At 53.8% G+C, this 18,513-nt stretch carries 21 protein-coding genes; 19 read left to right on the plus strand and 2 right to left on the minus strand.

Features of this window, described 5'->3' with window-relative positions; translation table 11 throughout:
• The first annotated feature begins 6 nt into the window (after positions 1 to 6).
• From BM258_RS02545 to BM258_RS02605, 13 genes are all read left to right on the plus strand, one after another.
• Positions 7 to 483, plus strand: coding sequence for a NifX-associated nitrogen fixation protein (locus tag BM258_RS02545; RefSeq protein ID WP_090068506.1), 477 nt, complete (start codon positions 7 to 9; stop codon positions 481 to 483).
• A 54-nt stretch (positions 484 to 537) separates the two neighbouring features.
• Complete coding sequence (locus BM258_RS02550) at positions 538 to 750, plus strand: CCE_0567 family metalloprotein (protein ID WP_090068508.1); 213 nt, start codon at positions 538 to 540, stop codon at positions 748 to 750.
• A gap of 14 nt (positions 751 to 764) precedes the next feature.
• Positions 765 to 1,109 (plus strand): ferredoxin III, nif-specific, encoded by a 345-nt coding sequence (gene fdxB / locus BM258_RS02555; RefSeq protein WP_090068510.1) that lies wholly within the window; start codon positions 765 to 767, stop codon positions 1,107 to 1,109.
• A 226-nt stretch (positions 1,110 to 1,335) separates the two neighbouring features.
• Complete coding sequence (locus BM258_RS02560) at positions 1,336 to 1,659, plus strand: HesB/IscA family protein (RefSeq protein WP_175527887.1); 324 nt, start codon at positions 1,336 to 1,338, stop codon at positions 1,657 to 1,659.
• A gap of 77 nt (positions 1,660 to 1,736) precedes the next feature.
• Positions 1,737 to 2,891: a homocitrate synthase gene (gene nifV, locus BM258_RS02565; RefSeq protein ID WP_090068514.1), complete on the plus strand. Its 1,155-nt coding sequence runs from the start codon at positions 1,737 to 1,739 to the stop codon at positions 2,889 to 2,891.
• Positions 2,892 to 2,924: 33 nt separating this feature from the next.
• Positions 2,925 to 3,239, plus strand: coding sequence for a nitrogenase-stabilizing/protective protein NifW (gene nifW, locus BM258_RS02570; RefSeq protein WP_090068516.1), 315 nt, complete (start codon positions 2,925 to 2,927; stop codon positions 3,237 to 3,239).
• 1 nt (position 3,240) lies between these two features.
• Positions 3,241 to 3,768: a nitrogen fixation protein NifZ gene (locus BM258_RS02575; RefSeq protein WP_090068518.1), complete on the plus strand. Its 528-nt coding sequence runs from the start codon at positions 3,241 to 3,243 to the stop codon at positions 3,766 to 3,768.
• Positions 3,744 to 4,595, plus strand: coding sequence for a nitrogen fixation protein NifM (gene nifM / locus BM258_RS02580; RefSeq protein ID WP_090068520.1), 852 nt, complete (start codon positions 3,744 to 3,746; stop codon positions 4,593 to 4,595). The genes BM258_RS02575 and nifM overlap by 25 nt, the downstream gene beginning before the upstream one ends.
• 96 nt (positions 4,596 to 4,691) lie before the next feature.
• Entirely contained in the window at positions 4,692 to 5,588 is an 897-nt protein-coding gene (locus BM258_RS02585; protein WP_090068522.1) for a LysR family transcriptional regulator, read from the plus strand.
• A 148-nt stretch (positions 5,589 to 5,736) separates the two neighbouring features.
• Positions 5,737 to 6,366 carry an NADPH-dependent F420 reductase gene (locus BM258_RS02590; RefSeq protein WP_090068524.1) on the plus strand — a complete coding sequence of 210 codons (630 nt, stop codon included), beginning with the start codon at positions 5,737 to 5,739 and terminating at the stop codon, positions 6,364 to 6,366.
• A 131-nt stretch (positions 6,367 to 6,497) separates the two neighbouring features.
• On the plus strand, positions 6,498 to 7,322 hold the full coding sequence (gene ygiD, locus BM258_RS02595; RefSeq protein ID WP_090068526.1) for a 4,5-DOPA-extradiol-dioxygenase: 825 nt from the start codon (positions 6,498 to 6,500) through the stop codon (positions 7,320 to 7,322).
• A gap of 109 nt (positions 7,323 to 7,431) precedes the next feature.
• Positions 7,432 to 8,397 (plus strand): glutathione S-transferase family protein, encoded by a 966-nt coding sequence (locus BM258_RS02600; RefSeq protein WP_090068528.1) that lies wholly within the window; start codon positions 7,432 to 7,434, stop codon positions 8,395 to 8,397.
• A 142-nt stretch (positions 8,398 to 8,539) separates the two neighbouring features.
• Positions 8,540 to 10,222, plus strand: a complete 1,683-nt coding sequence (locus BM258_RS02605) for an alpha-keto acid decarboxylase family protein (RefSeq protein ID WP_210186626.1) — start codon at positions 8,540 to 8,542, stop codon at positions 10,220 to 10,222.
• Between the two features lie 49 nt (positions 10,223 to 10,271).
• On the opposite strand, the gene BM258_RS02610 is transcribed toward BM258_RS02605, so the two are convergent.
• Positions 10,272 to 10,898, minus strand: coding sequence for a TetR family transcriptional regulator C-terminal domain-containing protein (locus BM258_RS02610; RefSeq protein WP_090068532.1), 627 nt, complete (start codon positions 10,896 to 10,898; stop codon positions 10,272 to 10,274).
• A gap of 339 nt (positions 10,899 to 11,237) precedes the next feature.
• Between BM258_RS02610 and BM258_RS02615 the strand changes: the two genes are divergently transcribed.
• Entirely contained in the window at positions 11,238 to 12,728 is a 1,491-nt protein-coding gene (locus BM258_RS02615) for a CoA-acylating methylmalonate-semialdehyde dehydrogenase (protein ID WP_090068535.1), read from the plus strand.
• A 133-nt stretch (positions 12,729 to 12,861) separates the two neighbouring features.
• Entirely contained in the window at positions 12,862 to 14,103 is a 1,242-nt protein-coding gene (locus BM258_RS02620; RefSeq protein ID WP_090068537.1) for a Zn-dependent hydrolase, read from the plus strand.
• 11 nt (positions 14,104 to 14,114) lie between these two features.
• On the opposite strand, the gene BM258_RS02625 is transcribed toward BM258_RS02620, so the two are convergent.
• Positions 14,115 to 14,369, minus strand: coding sequence for a hypothetical protein (locus BM258_RS02625; RefSeq protein ID WP_090068539.1), 255 nt, complete (start codon positions 14,367 to 14,369; stop codon positions 14,115 to 14,117).
• Between the two features lie 59 nt (positions 14,370 to 14,428).
• Here BM258_RS02625 and hydA point away from each other — a divergent pair, with 59 nt between their 5' ends.
• The 4 genes from hydA (at position 14,429) to BM258_RS02645 (ending at position 18,495) form a co-directional block, all read left to right on the plus strand.
• On the plus strand, positions 14,429 to 15,883 hold the full coding sequence (gene hydA, locus BM258_RS02630; RefSeq protein ID WP_090068541.1) for a dihydropyrimidinase: 1,455 nt from the start codon (positions 14,429 to 14,431) through the stop codon (positions 15,881 to 15,883).
• 113 nt (positions 15,884 to 15,996) lie between these two features.
• Positions 15,997 to 16,797 (plus strand): ABC transporter ATP-binding protein, encoded by an 801-nt coding sequence (locus BM258_RS02635; protein WP_090068543.1) that lies wholly within the window; start codon positions 15,997 to 15,999, stop codon positions 16,795 to 16,797.
• Positions 16,772 to 17,653, plus strand: a complete 882-nt coding sequence (locus BM258_RS02640) for an ABC transporter permease (RefSeq protein ID WP_210186627.1) — start codon at positions 16,772 to 16,774, stop codon at positions 17,651 to 17,653. The genes BM258_RS02635 and BM258_RS02640 overlap by 26 nt, the downstream gene beginning before the upstream one ends.
• Entirely contained in the window at positions 17,650 to 18,495 is an 846-nt protein-coding gene (locus BM258_RS02645) for an ABC transporter permease (RefSeq protein ID WP_090068544.1), read from the plus strand. Before BM258_RS02640 ends, BM258_RS02645 begins: the two co-directional genes overlap by 4 nt.
• The last annotated feature ends 18 nt before the right edge of the window (positions 18,496 to 18,513 follow it).

Below are 18,513 nucleotides of genomic sequence, written 5' to 3' on the forward strand. Positions count from 1 at the left end.
GACGATATGAGCGATTGGGACCACATGGTAGTCGAACAGGATGATCCGGCACTGGTATCTCCTTTCATTTTGGAGATGGTGCGCCAGATTAGGGCCGTGGATTCCTACGGTATATGGGACAAATCGGGTGCGCATGAAATCATCGACCCCTACATTCTGACCAAAGAGCGCAAGCGGCAGGTGCCCGTGATCGGGGACCCTGACGAAGACATCATTGTCAGGATCAAGGCTTGGTATAACGCGCTTTCGACCAGCATCGAAGCCAAAACGGGCCTGATGGCCGTTCCCCTCATTCATCTGACCTATGAAGGGTTCGGACGGGTGATTATCGCGGTGGGCAAGCTGATCGTCTTTGACAAGAATTTGCGCGATGTCCACCGCTTCGGCTTCAAGTCGCTCGAGCATATGCAGCAAGAGGCCGAAAAGATTATCACGAAGGCGTCGGCGCTTATCGAAGACCATCGCGATGTTGCCAAGCTTTAACGTCCAGACCGTCAGAAATCGCTGGGCGTTCAGAAGCAAATAGGGGATCAGACCATGGATGAAACAGAGCTGAAAGCACTGACCAAAGCAGCCAGAAGAGCCAAACGCATCGCTTCGGAGAAAGCGATGGCGTTGCATGATCTGGTTGAAGATCGACTACCCGCCGCATTCGAAGAATTACCGCAGTTGGCAGAAGAAACATATGCCGCCTGTAAGGCGTGGGAAGAAGCCGAAGCTGCCAGCAAGGCCGTGCAGGCGACAGTTTGAGAGGAAAGCAAGAAATGACTGCAATTGTCGGATTGACGCTGGACGGCACCGAATGGACTCCCCAGTTCGTCAAGGCTCTCGATGCAAAGAAATGCATCGGGTGTGGCCGCTGCTACAGAGTGTGCGCCAGAGATGTGTTCGAACTGGTGGAGCGGGAAAGTCTCGATCTGGATGATGAAGACGAGGATCTCGATGATGATGATCCGTTCGGCGATGATGATGACGATGATGATGGATTTTCCGATGATACCAGCATGGTCATGTCGTTGAAGAATAATGGGGATTGCATAGGCTGCGAAGCATGTTCGAAAATCTGTCCGAAAGGATGCTTTTCCCATACGACAAAAGAAGCCGCCTGATAGATTCATCGATAGATCAATAGGTACAACAATGCCGCCGTCATGGCGGCATTGTCATTTTAATACTGTGTGTCAGGTGTGGTTTGTCAGTTTTGTGACAATGTATGTAGGTCATTGTGTTGTGTAAAAGTTAAATAATTCAATAAGATAGGCGAGTGAATGGCTGCTGGCACGGCTCTTGCAATTTCATTGATAAGAAATGGAACCCGAGCTGAGAGGCACTATCATGTTGACACTCACCGACAAAGCACAAGAAACCCTGCAAGGCCTCATCGAAAAATCCGGCAAGCCGCTGACAGGCCTGCGCATCGCAGCCGATATGGCTGGCTGTGCCGGTGTGAAATACCGTCTGGCGCTGGTCTCAAATCCTGAGCCGGATGACCACATTGTCGATTGTGGTCTGCTCAAGCTTTATGTCGTACCGCAGAATGCAGAAATTCTTATCGGGACCACAATCGACTTCGCCGAAACTGAAAAAGGCGGAGGCTTCACTTTCGATAATCCGAATACGGCCGGCATGTGTGCCTGCGGCAAGAGTTTCGCCGCCTGATGCCTGTTTGGTGCTGGCGTCGCGCACCGATCATGAAAGCTTGGATCAATCTCGTTTGACTGGAAGGGTGGTTCGGGATGAATTTGCTGAGGCAAGTGACAATTGATGACACGACCCTGCGTGATGGGGAACAGAGCGCTGGCGTTGCCTTCACACGCGCCGAGAAATGCGCCATTGCGCGGGAGCTTGTAGCTGCCGGGGTACCCGAACTGGAAGTGGGTATTCCAGCCATGGGCGACGACGAGCAGGAAACCATCCGCGCTATCGCCGGGCAGATCAAAGGGCAGGGGCTTAATGCACGATTGATCGTCTGGTGTCGTATGTGCGACTTTGATCTGGATGCGTCCCGCGATCTTGGTGTGGACATGATTGATCTGTCCATTCCCATGTCCGATGGGCAGATTTTTCACAAGCTTGGCCAATCGCGAGACTATGTGCTCAGGCAGATCGCCACCATGGTCCCCAAGGCGCTTGATGCTGGCTTCGAGGTCATGGTTGGAGGAGAGGATTCCTCACGGGCAGATCTGGATTTTGTCTTGGAGGCCATGGAAACGGCTGCCAGAGCTGGCGCCTGTCGCTTCCGATTTGCAGATACCGTCGGCATCATGGAGCCTTTCGGCACGGCCGAAATCTTTCGTCAGTTGCGGTCTAACTCCGACCTTGAATTGGAAATGCATGCCCATGATGACTATGGTCTGGCGACAGCGAACTCTCTGGCCGCAGTTGTTGGGGGTGCAACCCATGTGAACACCACGGTCAATGGCTTGGGAGAGCGGGCGGGCAATGCCTCGCTTGAGGAATTCGCAGCCGCGGTTGATCGGCTTTACCACGTACAGACCGGTGTGGATCAGCGCCAGTTTAGTGCCTTGTCGCAGATGGTGGCGCGGGCATCTGGTCGCCCTGTCCCTCATCAGAAAAGCCTTGTGGGGGCCAGTGTCTTCACTCACGAAAGTGGCATTCATGTCGATGGGCTGGTGAAGAACAAGGAAACCTATCAGGGGCTTGATCCTGAATGGTTGGGACGCCAGCATGAACTGGTCTTGGGTAAGCATTCCGGCACCAAGGCAGTGCTGCATATCTATGGCACAATGGGCATAGCGCTCACCGCTGGTCAGGCTAAGAGCATTTTGGAGAAGGTCCGCTCCTTTGCCGAAACCTATAAGCGCACCCCGGCCCGTCAGGACCTCATGACTTTTCATCAACAGATTATGGCAAGTGAAATCGCCCATTGATCAGGCATAGCGGTACAGGAAAGGAAACGGACGATGCGAAACGAAGAGCTGGACGCAGAACTCTCTGACTTGGGAAGCGCAGAGGAATTTCTCGACTATTTCGAGATTGATTATGATCCCAAAGTGGTCATGGTCAATCGCTTGCACATCTTGCAGCGCTTTCACGATTATCTGGAAATGAAAAGTCGCATGCCTGTAGCCGGACAGTCTTGGTGGGATTTCTACACCGGTGAACTGAAAAAAGCCTACATGGATTTCGTTCAGTCGGACGCGCTGACCGAGAAGGTTTTTAAGGTTTTTAAAACCAACCAGCCGACTTTCGTTCCACTCGAAGACGTGTTGAGCTGACATGCTGGAAACACTCCCACCACCACGTTTTGATTATGGCGCAGAAGTGCGCGTTATTCGCAACCTGCGCAATGATGGCACTCATCCTGGCTCGGATAAGGGTACGCTTCTGGTTCGTCGCGGGGCGACCGGCATCGTGCGGGATGTGGGCACCTTTCTACAGGATCAGGTGATTTATACGGTGCACTTTACGATGGAAGATCTGATCGTAGGCTGCCGTGACAAAGAGTTAATCCCTGCGGACGCTCCATGGGTGCCGAACCGGTTTGAATTTGGTGACAAGGTCAAGGCAAAGGTTTTGCTTGGTATTGCAGGCGAAGTGGTGGCCTCTGTTGGCGACGGAGGAGAGATCATCAAAGTCATTCGGGATGACGCCATCATCGAAACTTTTGGCACCGTTGCCTATCATGTGCGTTTCCCCGGCCGCACGCTGCAAGTGCCGGAGATGGCGCTGGATAGGGCTATGGCAAAAGAACTGGAGCCAACCGCACGAGCGAAAAAGCAATGCTTCTGGCCTATCACCGCATGACGGCATCGTTGGCGGCCCATCAATGCCGCTTTGACGAGCTGCCCCAAACCGCACAAGACCGCATTCAGCAACAGGTGGAGCGGGCCCTTCAGATGGAGCAACTGGTGCTATCCAGTCCACTCGCTGCCGATGTCGTCATTCCGGATTCCTTGTTGCAAAAATCCATGGCCAGCATCAAGGGGCGTTATGAGGCTGAGACAGACTTCATCGCAGACCTTACCCTCAATGGTTTAACTCAATCTGGCCTAGAGCAGGCTTTGGCCCGCGAATTAAAAGCCGATGCAACGCTTGAAAGAGTGGCCTGGCAAGTGCCGCATGCCACAGAAGCCGAAGTGCGAGCATGGTATGACGCTCATCCAGAACGGTTCTCAATCGGTAAGACACGTGACGCCCGTCATATCCTCATCACCATCAATGAAGATATCGAGGAGAATCGGCGTGAAGCTTCCCTTGAGCGCATCAATGGCGTGCTCAAGGAACTGGATGGAACCCAAGAGCGGTTTGCCGAAGCTGCCTTGCGCTATTCCGAATGTCCCAGCGCTCTGAATGGCGGCACTCTGGGGCGTGTGGCTAAAGACACGCTCTATGCTGAACTGGACCAAACTCTGTTTGCAATGGATGCAGACACAACGAGTGGCATTCTGGAAAGCGAAGCCGGGTTCCATATCCTCTATTGTGAAGCCATCTATCCAGCCCAAAAAGCGAGCTACGAGGAAGCCGCTCCCAAAATTAAAGCCGCGATAGACAAGAAGCGTCAAACTCAGGCGCAGAAGGCCTTTGTTGCCTCCTTGCTCAAGGATAATAACGTCGAGCGTAAGGTCGGCTAGCGGCGACATCTGTAAAAACAGAAAGAGATTATTTCCTTTGCTGTAACGACTATGTGGCTTTATTGTCGCCATGTTGTTCTTAAAGGAGAGTGTCTCATGGATCTTGTCGATGGTCTCAAGGCCTTTGTTGCCACTGCGCAAACCGGTTCCTTCACCGATGCTGCCGAGCGCATGGGCATATCCAACCGCTTGACGTCAAAATATGTCGCCGAACTGGAGGCGCGGATCGGTGCGCGTCTCTTGCAAAGGACCACGCGGAAGGTGGGCCTCACACCCGTGGGGGAAGATCTGTTGGCGAGAGCACCGGCCTTGCTGGATGAACTGGACGATCTGATTGGTTCAGTGCGTGAGGAATCCAAAGGTCTCTCTGGCCTCGTGCGCATTTCCGCTCCTGTTTCCTTTGGCGAAATCTATGTGGGCGATATGCTGCGCCGCTTCGTCGGCAATCATCCGCAGATGAATATCGATCTGCGCCTCAGCGACGCTTATGTGGATCTTGCTCGCGATGGCATTGATTTGGCCTTTCGCATCGGCACGCCCAGTGTCTCCTCACTTAAAATGCGCAAACTGGGAGATATGGGCTCAGCCATTGTGGCCTCTCCTGACTATTTGGAAACGCATGGCGAACCATCCACACCGCAAGACCTACTCGACCATATCTGTATGGTGGACGCCAACCGGCGCGATCCGACCCGATGGGTTTTTGTGAAGGAGGGAGAAAATATTGACGTTGTCATCAAGCGCCGTTTTGTCGTCAACAGCGCCAAAGTCGCTCGGGATTGGGCCGTGGCAGGGGACGCCATTGCCTATTGCCCGCGCTTTATCGTTGCGGATGATCTGGCTGAAGGGCGGCTGGTGCCTTTGCTGAGTGATTATCAGGGGCTCTCGACCCCATTGAGCGCCGTTTATCTGGATGGAACGGTGTTGCCGCGCAAGGTCAGGGCGATCATCGATTTCGCCTTGGAAGACATCAAGATCAACAGCCCGTTCTAAAAACATTTATTAGGAACAAAGTCAAGATAGTCATTCAATATAATTACCATTTCATTCTTAGATAGAAATGAGCATATTCACTTCAGACGAAACAAGCCGCCTAACAAAATAAGAAAACAGACGGCAGCGAAAACAAGGAGTGAGTAAAATGAATATTGCAATCGTAGGTGCAGGGAGTATCGGTTCAGGTCTGGCAAGCGTACTGGCAAAAACCAGCCACAGCATTACGGTCGTTGACTCCGACAATGGCGTTGCAGCGGCGGCCAAGCTCAAGGAACAGGGCGTTGAAGTCAATGCCGGTGCATTGAAGCCATCTGTTGTTGCTGCCGATGTGGTGATCCTGGCAACCCCGTTCGCTGCTTCCAAGGCAATCGTTGCCGAAGCAGACTTTTCCGGCAAGGTCCTGATCGACGTATCCAACCCGATCACCGACGACTTCTCTGGCCTTCAGGTTGGCTTTACCAGCTCTGCTGCTGAAGAATTGTCCGCTCTTGCCCCCACAGCCAAAGTGGTCAAGGCCTTCAACACCGTGTTTGCCCAGCATTACGCATCTGGCCTCCAACTGAATGGCGAAGCGCTTCAGACATTCATTGCTTCCGATGATGACGCAGCCAAGGCTGTTGTTACGGGCCTCGCCGTTGAAATCGGTCTGGAACCGAAAGATGCTGGTCCGCTTTCTAACGCCCGCTATCTTGAGCCGCTTGGGTTCCTCAACATCAACTTCGGTTATGTTCTTGGCTACGGCACCCAGATCGCGCCAAAGTGGCTCTCTGAATAAATAAATCGCCCAGCAAAACACACTGATCTAAAAACAAATAGAATAATAAAAACAATAAGAAAAACCAGCAAATGGGGAGCCGCAAAACGGCTCCCCCTTGAAAGAGAAATCCGCATCAAAGGAGAAAGACAATGAGCGTGACCCATTCCCTTCAAAGCCTTCGTGATAGTCTTAAGGCGTCTGACCGCATGCCGTTGGTCTTTCTTGGCCATGGCAACCCGATGAACGCTATCGAGGATAACATCTACAGCAAAAGCTGGAATCAGCTTGGCGAAACCTTGCCACGCCCCCAGGCCATTCTGGTGGTTTCTGCTCACTGGATGACCCAGGGCTCGACGCTCGTTGATGTGTCCAATCTGCCCAAAACCATTCATGACTTTTATGGTTTCCCCGATGAACTGTTCGCCCAGCAATATCCGGCTCAGGGTGATCCGAAACTGGCGCGTGATGTGGTTGCGCTACTGGCTAGCCACCATGCGCAGGAAGATGATACTTGGGGGCTTGATCATGGAGCCTGGACTGTTCTGAAGCATCTCTATCCAGAAGCCGATGTACCCGTGTTCCAGCTTTCCATAGACATGACCAAACCTCTGTCATGGCATCTGGAAATCGGCAAGACTCTTGCCCAGTTACGCAACCGTGGCGTCTTGATCCTCGGCTCAGGCAACGTGGTGCATAATCTGCGGGCTATGCGTTTTGGTGGCAAGGCACAGGACTTTGCATTGGAATTTGATACGCTGTTTACAGACAAGCTTTCGAACGGCGACTTCAAGGCGCTTGCGGACCCTAAAGAGCTGGGAACCCTGCTGCGGCTCGCCCATCCGACCGTAGACCACTATCTGCCTGCGCTCACCATCGCTGGGGCATCAGATAAAAAAGACGATCTGACCTTCATGACCGAGAGCATTGATCTTGGCTCCGTCTCAATGCGGTCTTTCATCTTCCACGGTGCCTGAGCCACCCTCTGGGCAAAAACACACAAACACTCAAACACCAGATAAAAAGAACAACAGTCGCGAAAAGAAGTAACAAGAACAAAGCGAACAGAAAGAACAGGAGACACTCATGCTGATCGACGGAAAATGGACAAAAGACTGGCAGCCAGTACAGAAATCCGATAAGGACGGGCGCTTTGTTCGCCAGACCTCAAGCTTCCGCAACTGGATCACGCCCGATGGCGCTCCTGGCCCGACCGGGGAAGGGGGCTTTGAAGCGGAAGCCGGACGCTATCGCCTCTATGTGGCGCTGATCTGCCCATGGGCCTCTCGCACCCTGATTGCACGCAAGCTCAAGGGGCTGGAAGAGCTTATCCCGATTACTGTGGTCAACCCGACCATGACGGATCAGGGGTGGTCTTTCGGCGGCTATCCTGGAGCTGATGAAGATCCGCTCTTCGGCTCCACCTACATCCACGAGCTCTACACCCGCGCTGATCCGCATTTCTCCGGTCGTGCAACAGTGCCTGCTCTGTGGGACATGAAGCGTAACGTCATGGTCAACAACGAAAGCGCGGACATCGTGAGAATGTTCGATACGGCCTTCGAGCATATGGTGCCTTCTGACCTGCGCCTTTATCCTGAAGATCTGCACGAAGAGATCGATGCGCTCAATCCGGTGATCTACGACACGCTCAACAACGGGGTTTATAAAGCTGGCTTTGCAACAACCCAAGAAGCTTATGATGAGGCCGTTGATGGCGTGTTTGAAACGCTGGACAATCTGGAAGCCCGCCTTGAAGGAGATTACCTCTTTGGCGATCGCTTCACCGAGACGGATATCCGCACTTTTGTGACCCTGATCCGCTTTGATGCCGCCTATCATGGCATCTTTAAAACCAATCGCAAACAGATCAAGGACTATCCAAGGCTCTCGGCCTATATGGAACGGATCTTGCGGCTGCCGGGCGTCATCGACACTGTCAATATGGACCATATCACCCGTGGCTACTATTCCATCAAGGCCCTGAATCCGAACGGAATTCGTCCAACCGGTCCGGCCCATGTGGGCGCCCTGCTGAAGGCCGTTTCCTAAAACGCACGGGCGATGCTAAACAAAGCGCTGAAGCGATCGATTGCTTCTGGACAATGCTGCCTCCAGTGAGCATGATCGCTTCAGCCGTTCTGGCTAGAGAATTCTATGAGATATTTGAACAGAACAAGTTTAGAGGCCGCAAGTGACTAAGAAGACGAGCATTGGCAATTATCTATTCACGCGTTTGCAGGAAATGGGCATAGGACATATTTTCGGTGTGCCCGGCGACTTCACCTTGCAAATGCTTGATCAGATCGACGAAGTGGATGGGCTGAACTTTGTTGGCAATTGCAACGAACTCAATTCCGCCTACGCGGCTGACGGCTATGCGCGCCTGAACCGGATATCGGCCATGATCACCACCTATGGGGTGGGCGATCTTTCCGCTCTTTGTGGGGTGGCTGGTGCCTGCGCCGAGAATGTGCCGATGGTTTTCATTTCCGGTGCCCCTCCGCTTTACGCGATGGAAGGCCGCCTGCGCATTCACCACTCACTGGCCGAAGGCAACTTTGACAATGTCATGAACAGCGTACGCGAATTTACTGTGGCGCAAACACGTCTTACACCCGCCAACGCTGCCTTTGAAATTGATCGTATTCTCAAAATTTGCTGGATTGAACGTCAGCCTGTCTTCATCCAGATCCCATCCAACATTTCCCATCTGTTGATCGATGCGCCACAAGGTCCGTTGGATCTGTCCATTCCTCAGAGTGACAGCGAGAGCCTTGAAAGTGCGCTGGCACTGGTGCTCAAGCATTTGCAGCTGGCCGAGCGCCCGGCTGTTCTGATCGACATGGATGTGGATCGCACCGGCTACACCGATGCGCTTGTTCGTCTGGTGGAAAAATACAAAATCCCTTATGCGTCTTTCCGCTCGGGCAAAGCTATCTTAAGCGAAGCCTCTCCTTTGTTTGCTGGCATTTACAATGGCGCCGCCTCTGAGCCTCAGGTGCGCGAAATCATTGAGCAATCGGATTGCCTGTTCGTGACCGCACCAAGTTTCGTGGAAGCCAGCACCCTGCAATTTATCGATCAGATGCCTGCCGAAACGGTCGTCTCCATCAGAGGCCACAGCTCGACGATTGGCGGTGAGGTGTTTGAAGGCGTCATGGCGGGTGAACTGATCTCCCGTCTTGCCGATAGCATTGAAGAGCGGCCCGAGCCCTCGGTCGCCGTGCAAGACCAGACGGTGCAGCCCGTCGGGGTAGAAGCGAGCAGGTCGCTGACGCAAAGCCGTTTCTGGCCCATCATGGGGAATTTCTTTGAAGAGGGCGATGTCATTCTGGCAGAAAACGGCACCTCTAACATCGCCCTAACCGGGGTCAAATTGCCCGAAGGCGTAAGCTATCTATCGCAAATGGTCTGGGGGGCGATTGGCTACACGTTGCCGGCTTTGCTCGGCACGATAATGGCAAGACCAGAGCGTCGGCAGATCCTGTTTATTGGCGATGGTTCTTTCCAGCTCACCGCACAGGAGCTTTCAACCATTCTGCGCGAAGGGTTGAAGCCGATCATTTTCCTCATCAACAATCGTGGCTACACCATCGAGCGCTATATTCAGGGTATGAAGGCTACTTACAATGATGTGGCCAACTGGGATTATACGGCGTTGATGAAGGTTTTCGCACCCGAAATGGAAGCCTTTACAGCATCGGTGAAAACAGAAGGCGAGCTGGCCTCAGTGCTTGAACAATGCGTCAAGCAGGACTGTGCTTCTTTCATTGAGGTCCATCTCGACCCGTTTGATGCGCCTGAACCGCTCAAGATTTTTGGCCCCAAAACGGCAGAACTGGACTATGGCTCCCGTCGCGGACCGCGGAAGTAAGTCCGAACCATCACGCTTGCGTGGGAGGCTCTCCCACGCCCTTTCTGTCTTAGTGGCAGATGCCGAACAAAAGCAGCTCTTTGACGGCCTGCTTGGTTTCTTCCCATTGTGCATCATTAAGATCACTGCCCTCATTGAGGGTGGAGATCTGGTGCTTGAAATCTGCATAATGCTGGGTGGTCGCCCAGATGGTGAAAAGCAGATGCTTTGGGCTGATCGGGCGAATCTTTCCCGCCGCGATCCATTTGTGAATGACGTTGACGCGCTCTTCCGTCCAGGAGCGTAGCTCTGTTTCCAGATAGTCCTGCACGATGGGGGCACCCTGAATGATCTCATTGGCCCAGACCATGGAGCCATAGGGACGCGTTCTGGCCAACTCCATCTTGGTGTCGATATAGCTGCCCAAAGCTTCTCTCGGATCGGCATCTTCCACGATCTCATCAGCTGCAGCACGCCACACATTGAAGATGTCCTCTACCACTGTTCGGTACAGTAACTCTTTGGTAGAAAAGTAATAAACGACATTCGACTTGGGGAGTCCGGCTTCTTCTGCTATACGACTTATGGATGCCCCGTTATATCCGAACTGCGCAAAAATTATTTCTGCAGCAGTCAATATATTTTCGATATTCTGCGCCCTGTTTTTTTTCTGCTTCGTGTATTGTTGGGGTCTCATGAACTTGCCTGTTTTGTTAGTCTGTGCGGGCGCTGTAGTTATTTGAAAAATTCAGAAGTATTTTTGATTGTCCTGTAGATAAAACTAAAAGTATCCAAAAATACCTGCTGCAATTTTTGACTTTTCTTGTTCGTTTTTTGAGCATTTGCATGAATGTTTGGCAAACACTCAAAAACCTGACCGATCGTGCAGGAAAAATATTGACCGATCGTGCGGATAATGCAAGCGTTCTTACCACGAAAGAGGCGTTTGGCAAAAAAAATCGCAAAACAAAATGCAATCAGCCAAAAACGTTTCAAGGGGAATAGTGGGCTCAAACAGAGTTGAGGGGGGCGCGTGATGTATCACGTCGAGAATATCATCAACGGGATAAGTATATCTTCCAAATCGGAGCGCCTGAGTGCGATCTATAATCCTGCTACGGGAGAACAGATTGGCGCGTTGGCTCTATCGACTGATGATGAGGTGCATGCGGCTGTGGCTGCCGCCAAGGCAGCGCTTGCCGGCTGGGCAGCAACGCCGCCAGCCAAGCGGGCGCGCGTGATGTTTGCCTATCAGGCTTTGGTGCGCGAAAGGGCTGACGACATCGCTCGCGAAATCAGTCGCGAGCACGGTAAAACCCATGACGATGCCCTTGGCGAAGTGGCTCGTGCGTTGGAAGTGATTGAATTTGCCTGCGGTGTACCTGAGCTTCTGAAAGGCGAGTTTTCCCGCAATGTCGGTACCGGCATTGATACCCATTCCGAGCGTCAGCCGCTTGGCGTTGTCGCCGGCATTACGCCGTTCAATTTCCCGGCCATGGTGCCCATGTGGATGTTCCCGATGGCTATCGCCTGCGGCAACACCTTTGTTCTGAAACCATCCGAGCGCGATCCGTCCGCTGCCAACTTTGTTTGTGAACTGCTGATGGAAGCTGGTTTGCCGGAAGGGGTGATCAATGTGGTGCATGGCGATAAAAGCGCCGTGGACTGTTTGCTCGACCATCCAGATGTAAAGGCCGTCAGCTTTGTCGGGTCCACACCGATCGCCGAATATGTCTATAAACGGGGCACCGATAGTGCCAAGCGGGTGCAGGCGTTGGGTGGTGCTAAAAACCACATGATCGTCATGCCGGATGCGGATATGGATCAAGCGGCTGATGCCCTCATGGGCGCAGCTTTCGGGTCTGCCGGAGAGCGTTGCATGGCGGTGTCCGTCGCTGTGCCGATTGGCGAAGAAACCGCCACCCGTCTCGTTTCCAGTCTCAAGCCAAAGGTAGAGGCCTTAAAGATCGGGCCAGCTAGCGATGAGGCTGCCGAAATGGGCCCCGTGATCACGTCTGCAGCCAAGGAGCGCATCGTCGGCTTGATTGATAGCGGTGTAGAGCAGGGCGCAGATCTGGTTGTCGATGGCCGTGGCTTTGAGCTGCAAGGCTATGAAAATGGCTATTTCGTTGGTGGTACCCTGTTTGACAAGGTGACCCCGGAGATGGACATCTACAAGACCGAAATTTTCGGACCGGTGCTCTCTGTGTTAGAACCGCAAAGCTTTGAGACTGCGGTCGATCTGATCAATATTCATGAATATGGCAACGGCACTGCGATCTTCACGCGCAATGGAGACGCTGCCCGCAAATTCGCCAGCCAGATCGAAGTCGGCATGGTCGGGATCAACGTACCCATTCCGGTTCCGGTCGCCTTCCATTCCTTCGGCGGCTGGAAACGCTCAAGCTTTGGCTCCCATGGTATTTACGGACCGGAAGCCATCCATTTCTATACCAAATTGAAGACCACCACGACGCGTTGGCCCGAGGGACTGACCGAGGGCGCTGTATTCACTTTCCCAAGCTAGGGAGAGCGGCGGGGCCATACGCTCCTGGTGTAAAGAAAAGACTATAAGCGCCTGAAATATAACCGGATAACCGGAAAGGGCGCGCTTCCAGAATTGCCCGTTGGGCGCAGTGAATTGACAGGGGAACCAGATCATGAAGAAGAATCTGCGAGTGGATGGAGACCGTCTTTGGCAGTCTCTGATGGATATGGCAAAAATCGGTCCTGGCGTTGCCGGTGGCAACAATCGCCAGACCCTGACCGATGAGGATGCCGAAGGACGCGCGCTGTTCAAACAGTGGTGCGATGATGCGGGCCTTACCATGGGCGTCGACAAGATGGGCTCCATGTTCATGACCCGTCCGGGCACCGATCCGGATGCCTTGCCGGTCTATGTTGGCTCCCACCTTGATACCCAGCCGACGGGTGGCAAATATGATGGCGTTCTTGGTGTGCTCTCCGCTCTGGAATTGGTGCGCATGCTCAATGACGCAGACATCAAGACCAAACATCCGATTTGTGTGGTCAACTGGGCCAACGAAGAGGGCGGGCGCTTCTCCCCGCCGATGTTGGCCTCTGGTGTTTTTGCTGGTGTTCATTCGCTGGATTATGCCTATGGCCGCAAGGATCTGGAAGGCAAGACCTATGGCGAAGAATTGAAGCGCATCGATTGGGTCGGCGAAGAAGAAGTGGGCGCCCGCAAGATGCATGCCTATTTCGAATATCACATCGAGCAGGGGCCGATCCTCGAAGCCGAGGAAAAGGAAATCGGCGTTGTGACCCATTGTCAGGGGCTGTGGTGGCTTGAATTCACCTTGACTGGCAAGGAAGCGCACACAGGGTCCACCCCGATGGCCATGCGCGTCAATGCGGGCCTTGCCATGGCACGCATCTTCGAGATGGTGCAAGAGGTGACCATGGCCGCTCAGCCGAACGCTGTAGGTGGTGTGGGGCAGGTAACCTTCTCGCCAAACTCGCGCAACGTTTTGCCGGGCACCGTTACCTTTACGGTCGATATTCGCACGGTTGATATCGAAAAGCTCAATGGTATGCGTGATGCCATTAAGGAGAAGGCCGCTGTTATCTGCGAAGAGCTGGGCGTTGGCTGCTCGGTGGAACAGGTTGGCCAGTTCGATCCGGTGACCTTCGATCCAACCTTGGTGGATCGCGTACGCAACGCAGCCATCGATTTGGGCTATTCCCACATGGATATCGTCTCTGGGGCCGGTCATGACGCATGCTGGGCTGCCAAAGTTGCGCCAGCTACCATGATTATGTGTCCTTGCGTCGATGGTCTTTCGCACAACGAAGCCGAAGATATCTCCAAGGAATGGGCCACCGCCGGGGCCGATGTGCTTTTGCAGGCGGTTCTGGAAACAGCTGAGATCTCGGAATAAGGAAGATGACCTTATCTACCAGACAGATCATACCGGTAGATATTTGTGGTGCTGTCCTTCTGAACTGTTGGGCGAAGGATCTCTTGGTCTTTATCAGTCATGATGCTTCGCATCGCATTGCAGCATGCTGGTATTCGGTATTTCTTTCCCGCTCGCTCTGCCAAGTCGCTAGCGCGAATTTCGACAACGGAAATGCCTGCATTTTTGGCTTCTTTAAATATTTTACGAAGCTCCCGAAGGAACAAGTACTTAATAGGTTCGCGCATAGATCAATCCTCACAACACTAGGTTGTCTAAGGGTTGCATATCTAAAAGGGGAAAATCAATGAGCAAAGTGATTAAAGGCGGCACGGTCGTTACCGCCGATCTGACTTATGAAGCCGATGTGAAAATCGAGGGCGGTGTCATCACCGAAATCGGTCCTGATCTTTCCGGCGATGAAATTCTGGATGCGTCTGGTTGTTATGTGATGCCGGGCGGCATTGATCCGCATGTGCATTTGGAAATGCCTTTCATGGGCACCTATTCCGCCGATGACTTCGCCTCGGGCACGCGTGCTGCCGTTTCCGGCGGAACGACCATGGTGGTAGACTTCTGCTTGCCTGATCCGGGACAGAGCCTGATGGACGCCCTGATGCGCTGGGATAACAAATCCACCCTTGCTACATGCGATTATTCCTTCCACATGGCCATCACATGGTGGGGCGAGCAGGTCTTCAATGAAATGGAGACCGTCGTGCGTGAGAAGGGCATCAACACCTTCAAGCATTTCCTTGCCTATAAAGGCTCGTTGATGGTCAATGATGACGAGTTGTTCGCTTCGTTCCAGCGATGTGCCGAACTGGGGGCTATGCCGCTGGTTCACGCTGAAAATGGAGATGTGGTTGCCTCCATGTCTGCCAAGCTGCTGGAAGAGGGCAATGTCGGACCAGAAGCCCATGCTTATTCCCGTCCGCCGGAAGTGGAAGGGGAAGCCACCAACCGCGCCATCATGCTGGCCGATATGGCAGGCGTCCCGCTCTATGTGGTGCATACCTCCTGCGAGCAGAGCCACGAAGCCATCCGCCGTGCCCGACAGAAAGGCATGCGCGTCTATGGTGAGCCGCTCATTCAGCATCTGACGCTTGATGAGAGCGAATATTTCGACAAGGACTGGGATCACGCCGCCCGTCGTGTGATGAGCCCGCCATTCCGCAACAAGATGCATCAGGATAGCCTCTGGGCAGGCTTGCAGGCCGGTTCTCTTTCCTGTGTGGCAACAGACCACTGCGCCTTTACAACCGATCAGAAGCGCTACGGCGTGGGTGATTTCACCAAGATCCCGAACGGCACCGGCGGCCTTGAAGATCGCCTGCCGATGCTTTGGACCTATGGTGTCGGCACCGGTCGTCTGACGATGAATGAGTTTGTTGCTGTCACCTCAACCAACATCGCCAAGATCCTCAATATGTACCCGAAGAAGGGCGCTATCCTTGTTGGGGCTGATGCCGATATCGTGGTTTGGGATCCCAAGCGCTCCAAAACCATCACCGCGGCCAATCAGGTATCCACCATCGATTACAGCGTCTTCGAAGGCAAGGAAGTCACTGGCCTGCCACGCTTCACCTTGTCGCGAGGCAAGGTGATGGTCGAGGAAAGCACATTGAAGACTGAAGAGGGTCACGGCGAATTCGTAGCGCGCCAGCCTTACACGGCAGTCAACAAGGCGCTTTCCACCTGGAAGGAACTGGTTTCGCCGCGTCCGATCGCCCGCTCAGGCATTCCGCCAAGTGGCGTCTAAGCGTAGCTCTGACGCACGCTGAGTCAACAAATAGCCTGCGGGTGCCTTATGCGTCCGCAGGATAGATTGAAGAATGACGATAACAAGCATACTCCGAACGGGAACAAGCAACGATGATGCACTCCGACTTCCATGTGGTCTCAGCCAAAGACCTCTGTCTGACCTTTCAGACCAATGATGGGCCGGTCCATGCGCTCAAGGATGTCAATTTACAAATAGACAAGGGCGATTTTGTCAGTTTCATTGGCCCGTCCGGCTGTGGCAAGACAACCTTTTTGCGTGCCATCGCTGCTTTGGAAAATCCCACCTCCGGCGAGCTGACGGTGAATGGTACGACGCCCGAACTGGCGCGAAAAGACCGCGCCTACGGCTATGTGTTTCAGGCCGCTGGCCTCTACCCATGGCGCACGATTGCGCGCAACATCAAATTGCCCCTTGAGATCATGGGCTTCACCAGAGCCGAGCAGAATGAGCGGGTCGAAAGGGTGCTCAAGCTGGTGGATCTGGAAGGCTTTGGCAACAAGTTCCCATGGCAGCTTTCCGGCGGCATGCAGCAGCGCGCCTCCATTGCGCGCGCACTGTCATTCGATGCTGATATCCTGCTGATGGATGAACCCTTCGGGGCATTGGACGAGATCGTACGAGACCATCTCAACGAACAGCTTCTCAAGCTCTGGTCGAGCACGGGCAAGACCATCGGCTTTGTGACCCATTCCATTCCAGAGGCTGTTTATCTTTCTACCAAGATTGTTGTCATGAGCCCACGTCCGGGCCGTATCACGGATGTCATCGAGAGCACGCTTCCCAAGGACCGCCCGCTTTCCATCCGTGACAGTCAGGAATTCATCGACATTGCCCATCGCGTGCGCGAGGGCCTGAGAGCCGGTCATGGCGATGGAGCGAATGATGCGTAAGCTGTTTGCTGTTTTCACTGTCGTTCTGGTCATCGTAGCGATCTGGTATGCCGCCGCAGTGAAGATGAACGCCAAATGGGCCTATGATCAGGCCGCCCGCGCAAAGGTCGAGATCTCTTTCTCGGAGCTGGTCAAAGACACCTGGGCGCAGGAGCGTCCGGTTCTGCCAGCGCCGCATCAGGTGATGACCGAGCTCTGGAAAACCACGGTTGGCAAGAAGATCACCTCCAAGCGGTCTCTTATTTTTCATGGCTGGATCACGCTCGAGGCAACCCTGCTGGGCTTTATCACTGGCACGTTGCTGGGCATCGCGCTTTCGGTTGGCATCATCTATATCCGCGCCATGGATATGAGCGTCATGCCATGGGCCATTGCCTCCCAGACCGTGCCCATTCTGGCCATCGCACCGATGATCATCGTCGTGCTCAACTCGGTCGGCATTCAGGGCTTGATCCCCAAGGCGATTATCTCGGCCTATTTGAGCTTCTTCCCCGTGCTGGTGGGCATGGTGAAAGGCTTGCGCGCGCCCGATCATATGCAGATGGATTTGCTCAAGACTTACAATGCCTCCAAGAGCGACGCCTTCTACAAGCTGCGCCTGCCGTCTTCAGTGCCTTATCTTTTCACCTCCATGAAGGTGGGTATAGCGGCCTCGCTGGTCGGTACCATCGTGGGTGAATTGCCAACCGGTGCGATCCGCGGACTGGGTGCACGTCTTTTGACAGGGTCCTATTATGGCCAGACCATCCAGATGTGGGCAGCACTGTTCGCCGCAGCTCTGCTGGCAGCCGGCCTTGTGGCGCTCGTCGGATTGGCTGAGAAATCTGTTCTGAAGAAAATGGGGATGGTGCGATGACCCTGGTGTTCGCTGCAATTGTCATCTGGATCGTGGCTTCCTGGATCAATGTGAAGCTGTCCCGATCCTCGGCCCATAACACGCTTCTGGTGCGGTTTCTGGTGCCCTTTATTTTCGGCGTCACTATCATCGTGGCGTGGGAACTGCTGGCTCGTGGACTAGACATCCCGTCGGTCATCCTGCCGCCGCCATCGGCCATCGCCACGCGCTTTGCCGCATCCACCGACATTCTTTGGCTGGATTTCGTGCAGACCTTCGTCAAGGGTGCGCTGACCGGTTATATCATGGGCTGCGGAGCGGCCTTCCTGACAGCGATCCTGATCGACCGTGTGCCTTTCTTGCAGCTTGGCCTGCTGCCGGTTGGCAACTTCGTGGCCGCGTTGCCCATTGTTGGTATTGCGCCAATCCTTGTCATGTGGTTCGGCTTTGACTGGCATTCCAAGGCAGCCGTGGTCGTGGTGATGGTCTTCTTCCCCATGCTGGTCAACTGCGTGCAGGGGCTCTCGGATACAGACAGCATGCAGCGCGACCTCATGAAGACCTATGCGGCGAGTTACGCCGATACATTGCTCAAACTGCGCCTGCCAGCGGCGATGCCATTCATTTTCAATGGTCTGAAAATTTCGACGACCTCGGCGCTCATCGGCGCGATTGTGGCTGAATTCTTTGGCTCTCCGATTGTCGGTATGGGATTTCGTATCTCAACCGAAGTCGGCAAGCTCGGGCTCGATATGGTCTGGGCAGAAATTACGGTTGCGGCCATCGCTGGCTCTCTTTTCTACGGAGCTGTGGCCGCAATCGAAAAAGGGGTGACCTTCTGGCATCCCTCTCAAAGGGGCTAAAAGACCCCATTTAATAAC

Origin of the sequence: Cohaesibacter marisflavi (genome assembly GCF_900115225.1) — a bacterium.
In the GTDB taxonomy this organism is placed as follows: Bacteria; Pseudomonadota; Alphaproteobacteria; order Rhizobiales; family Cohaesibacteraceae; genus Cohaesibacter; species Cohaesibacter marisflavi.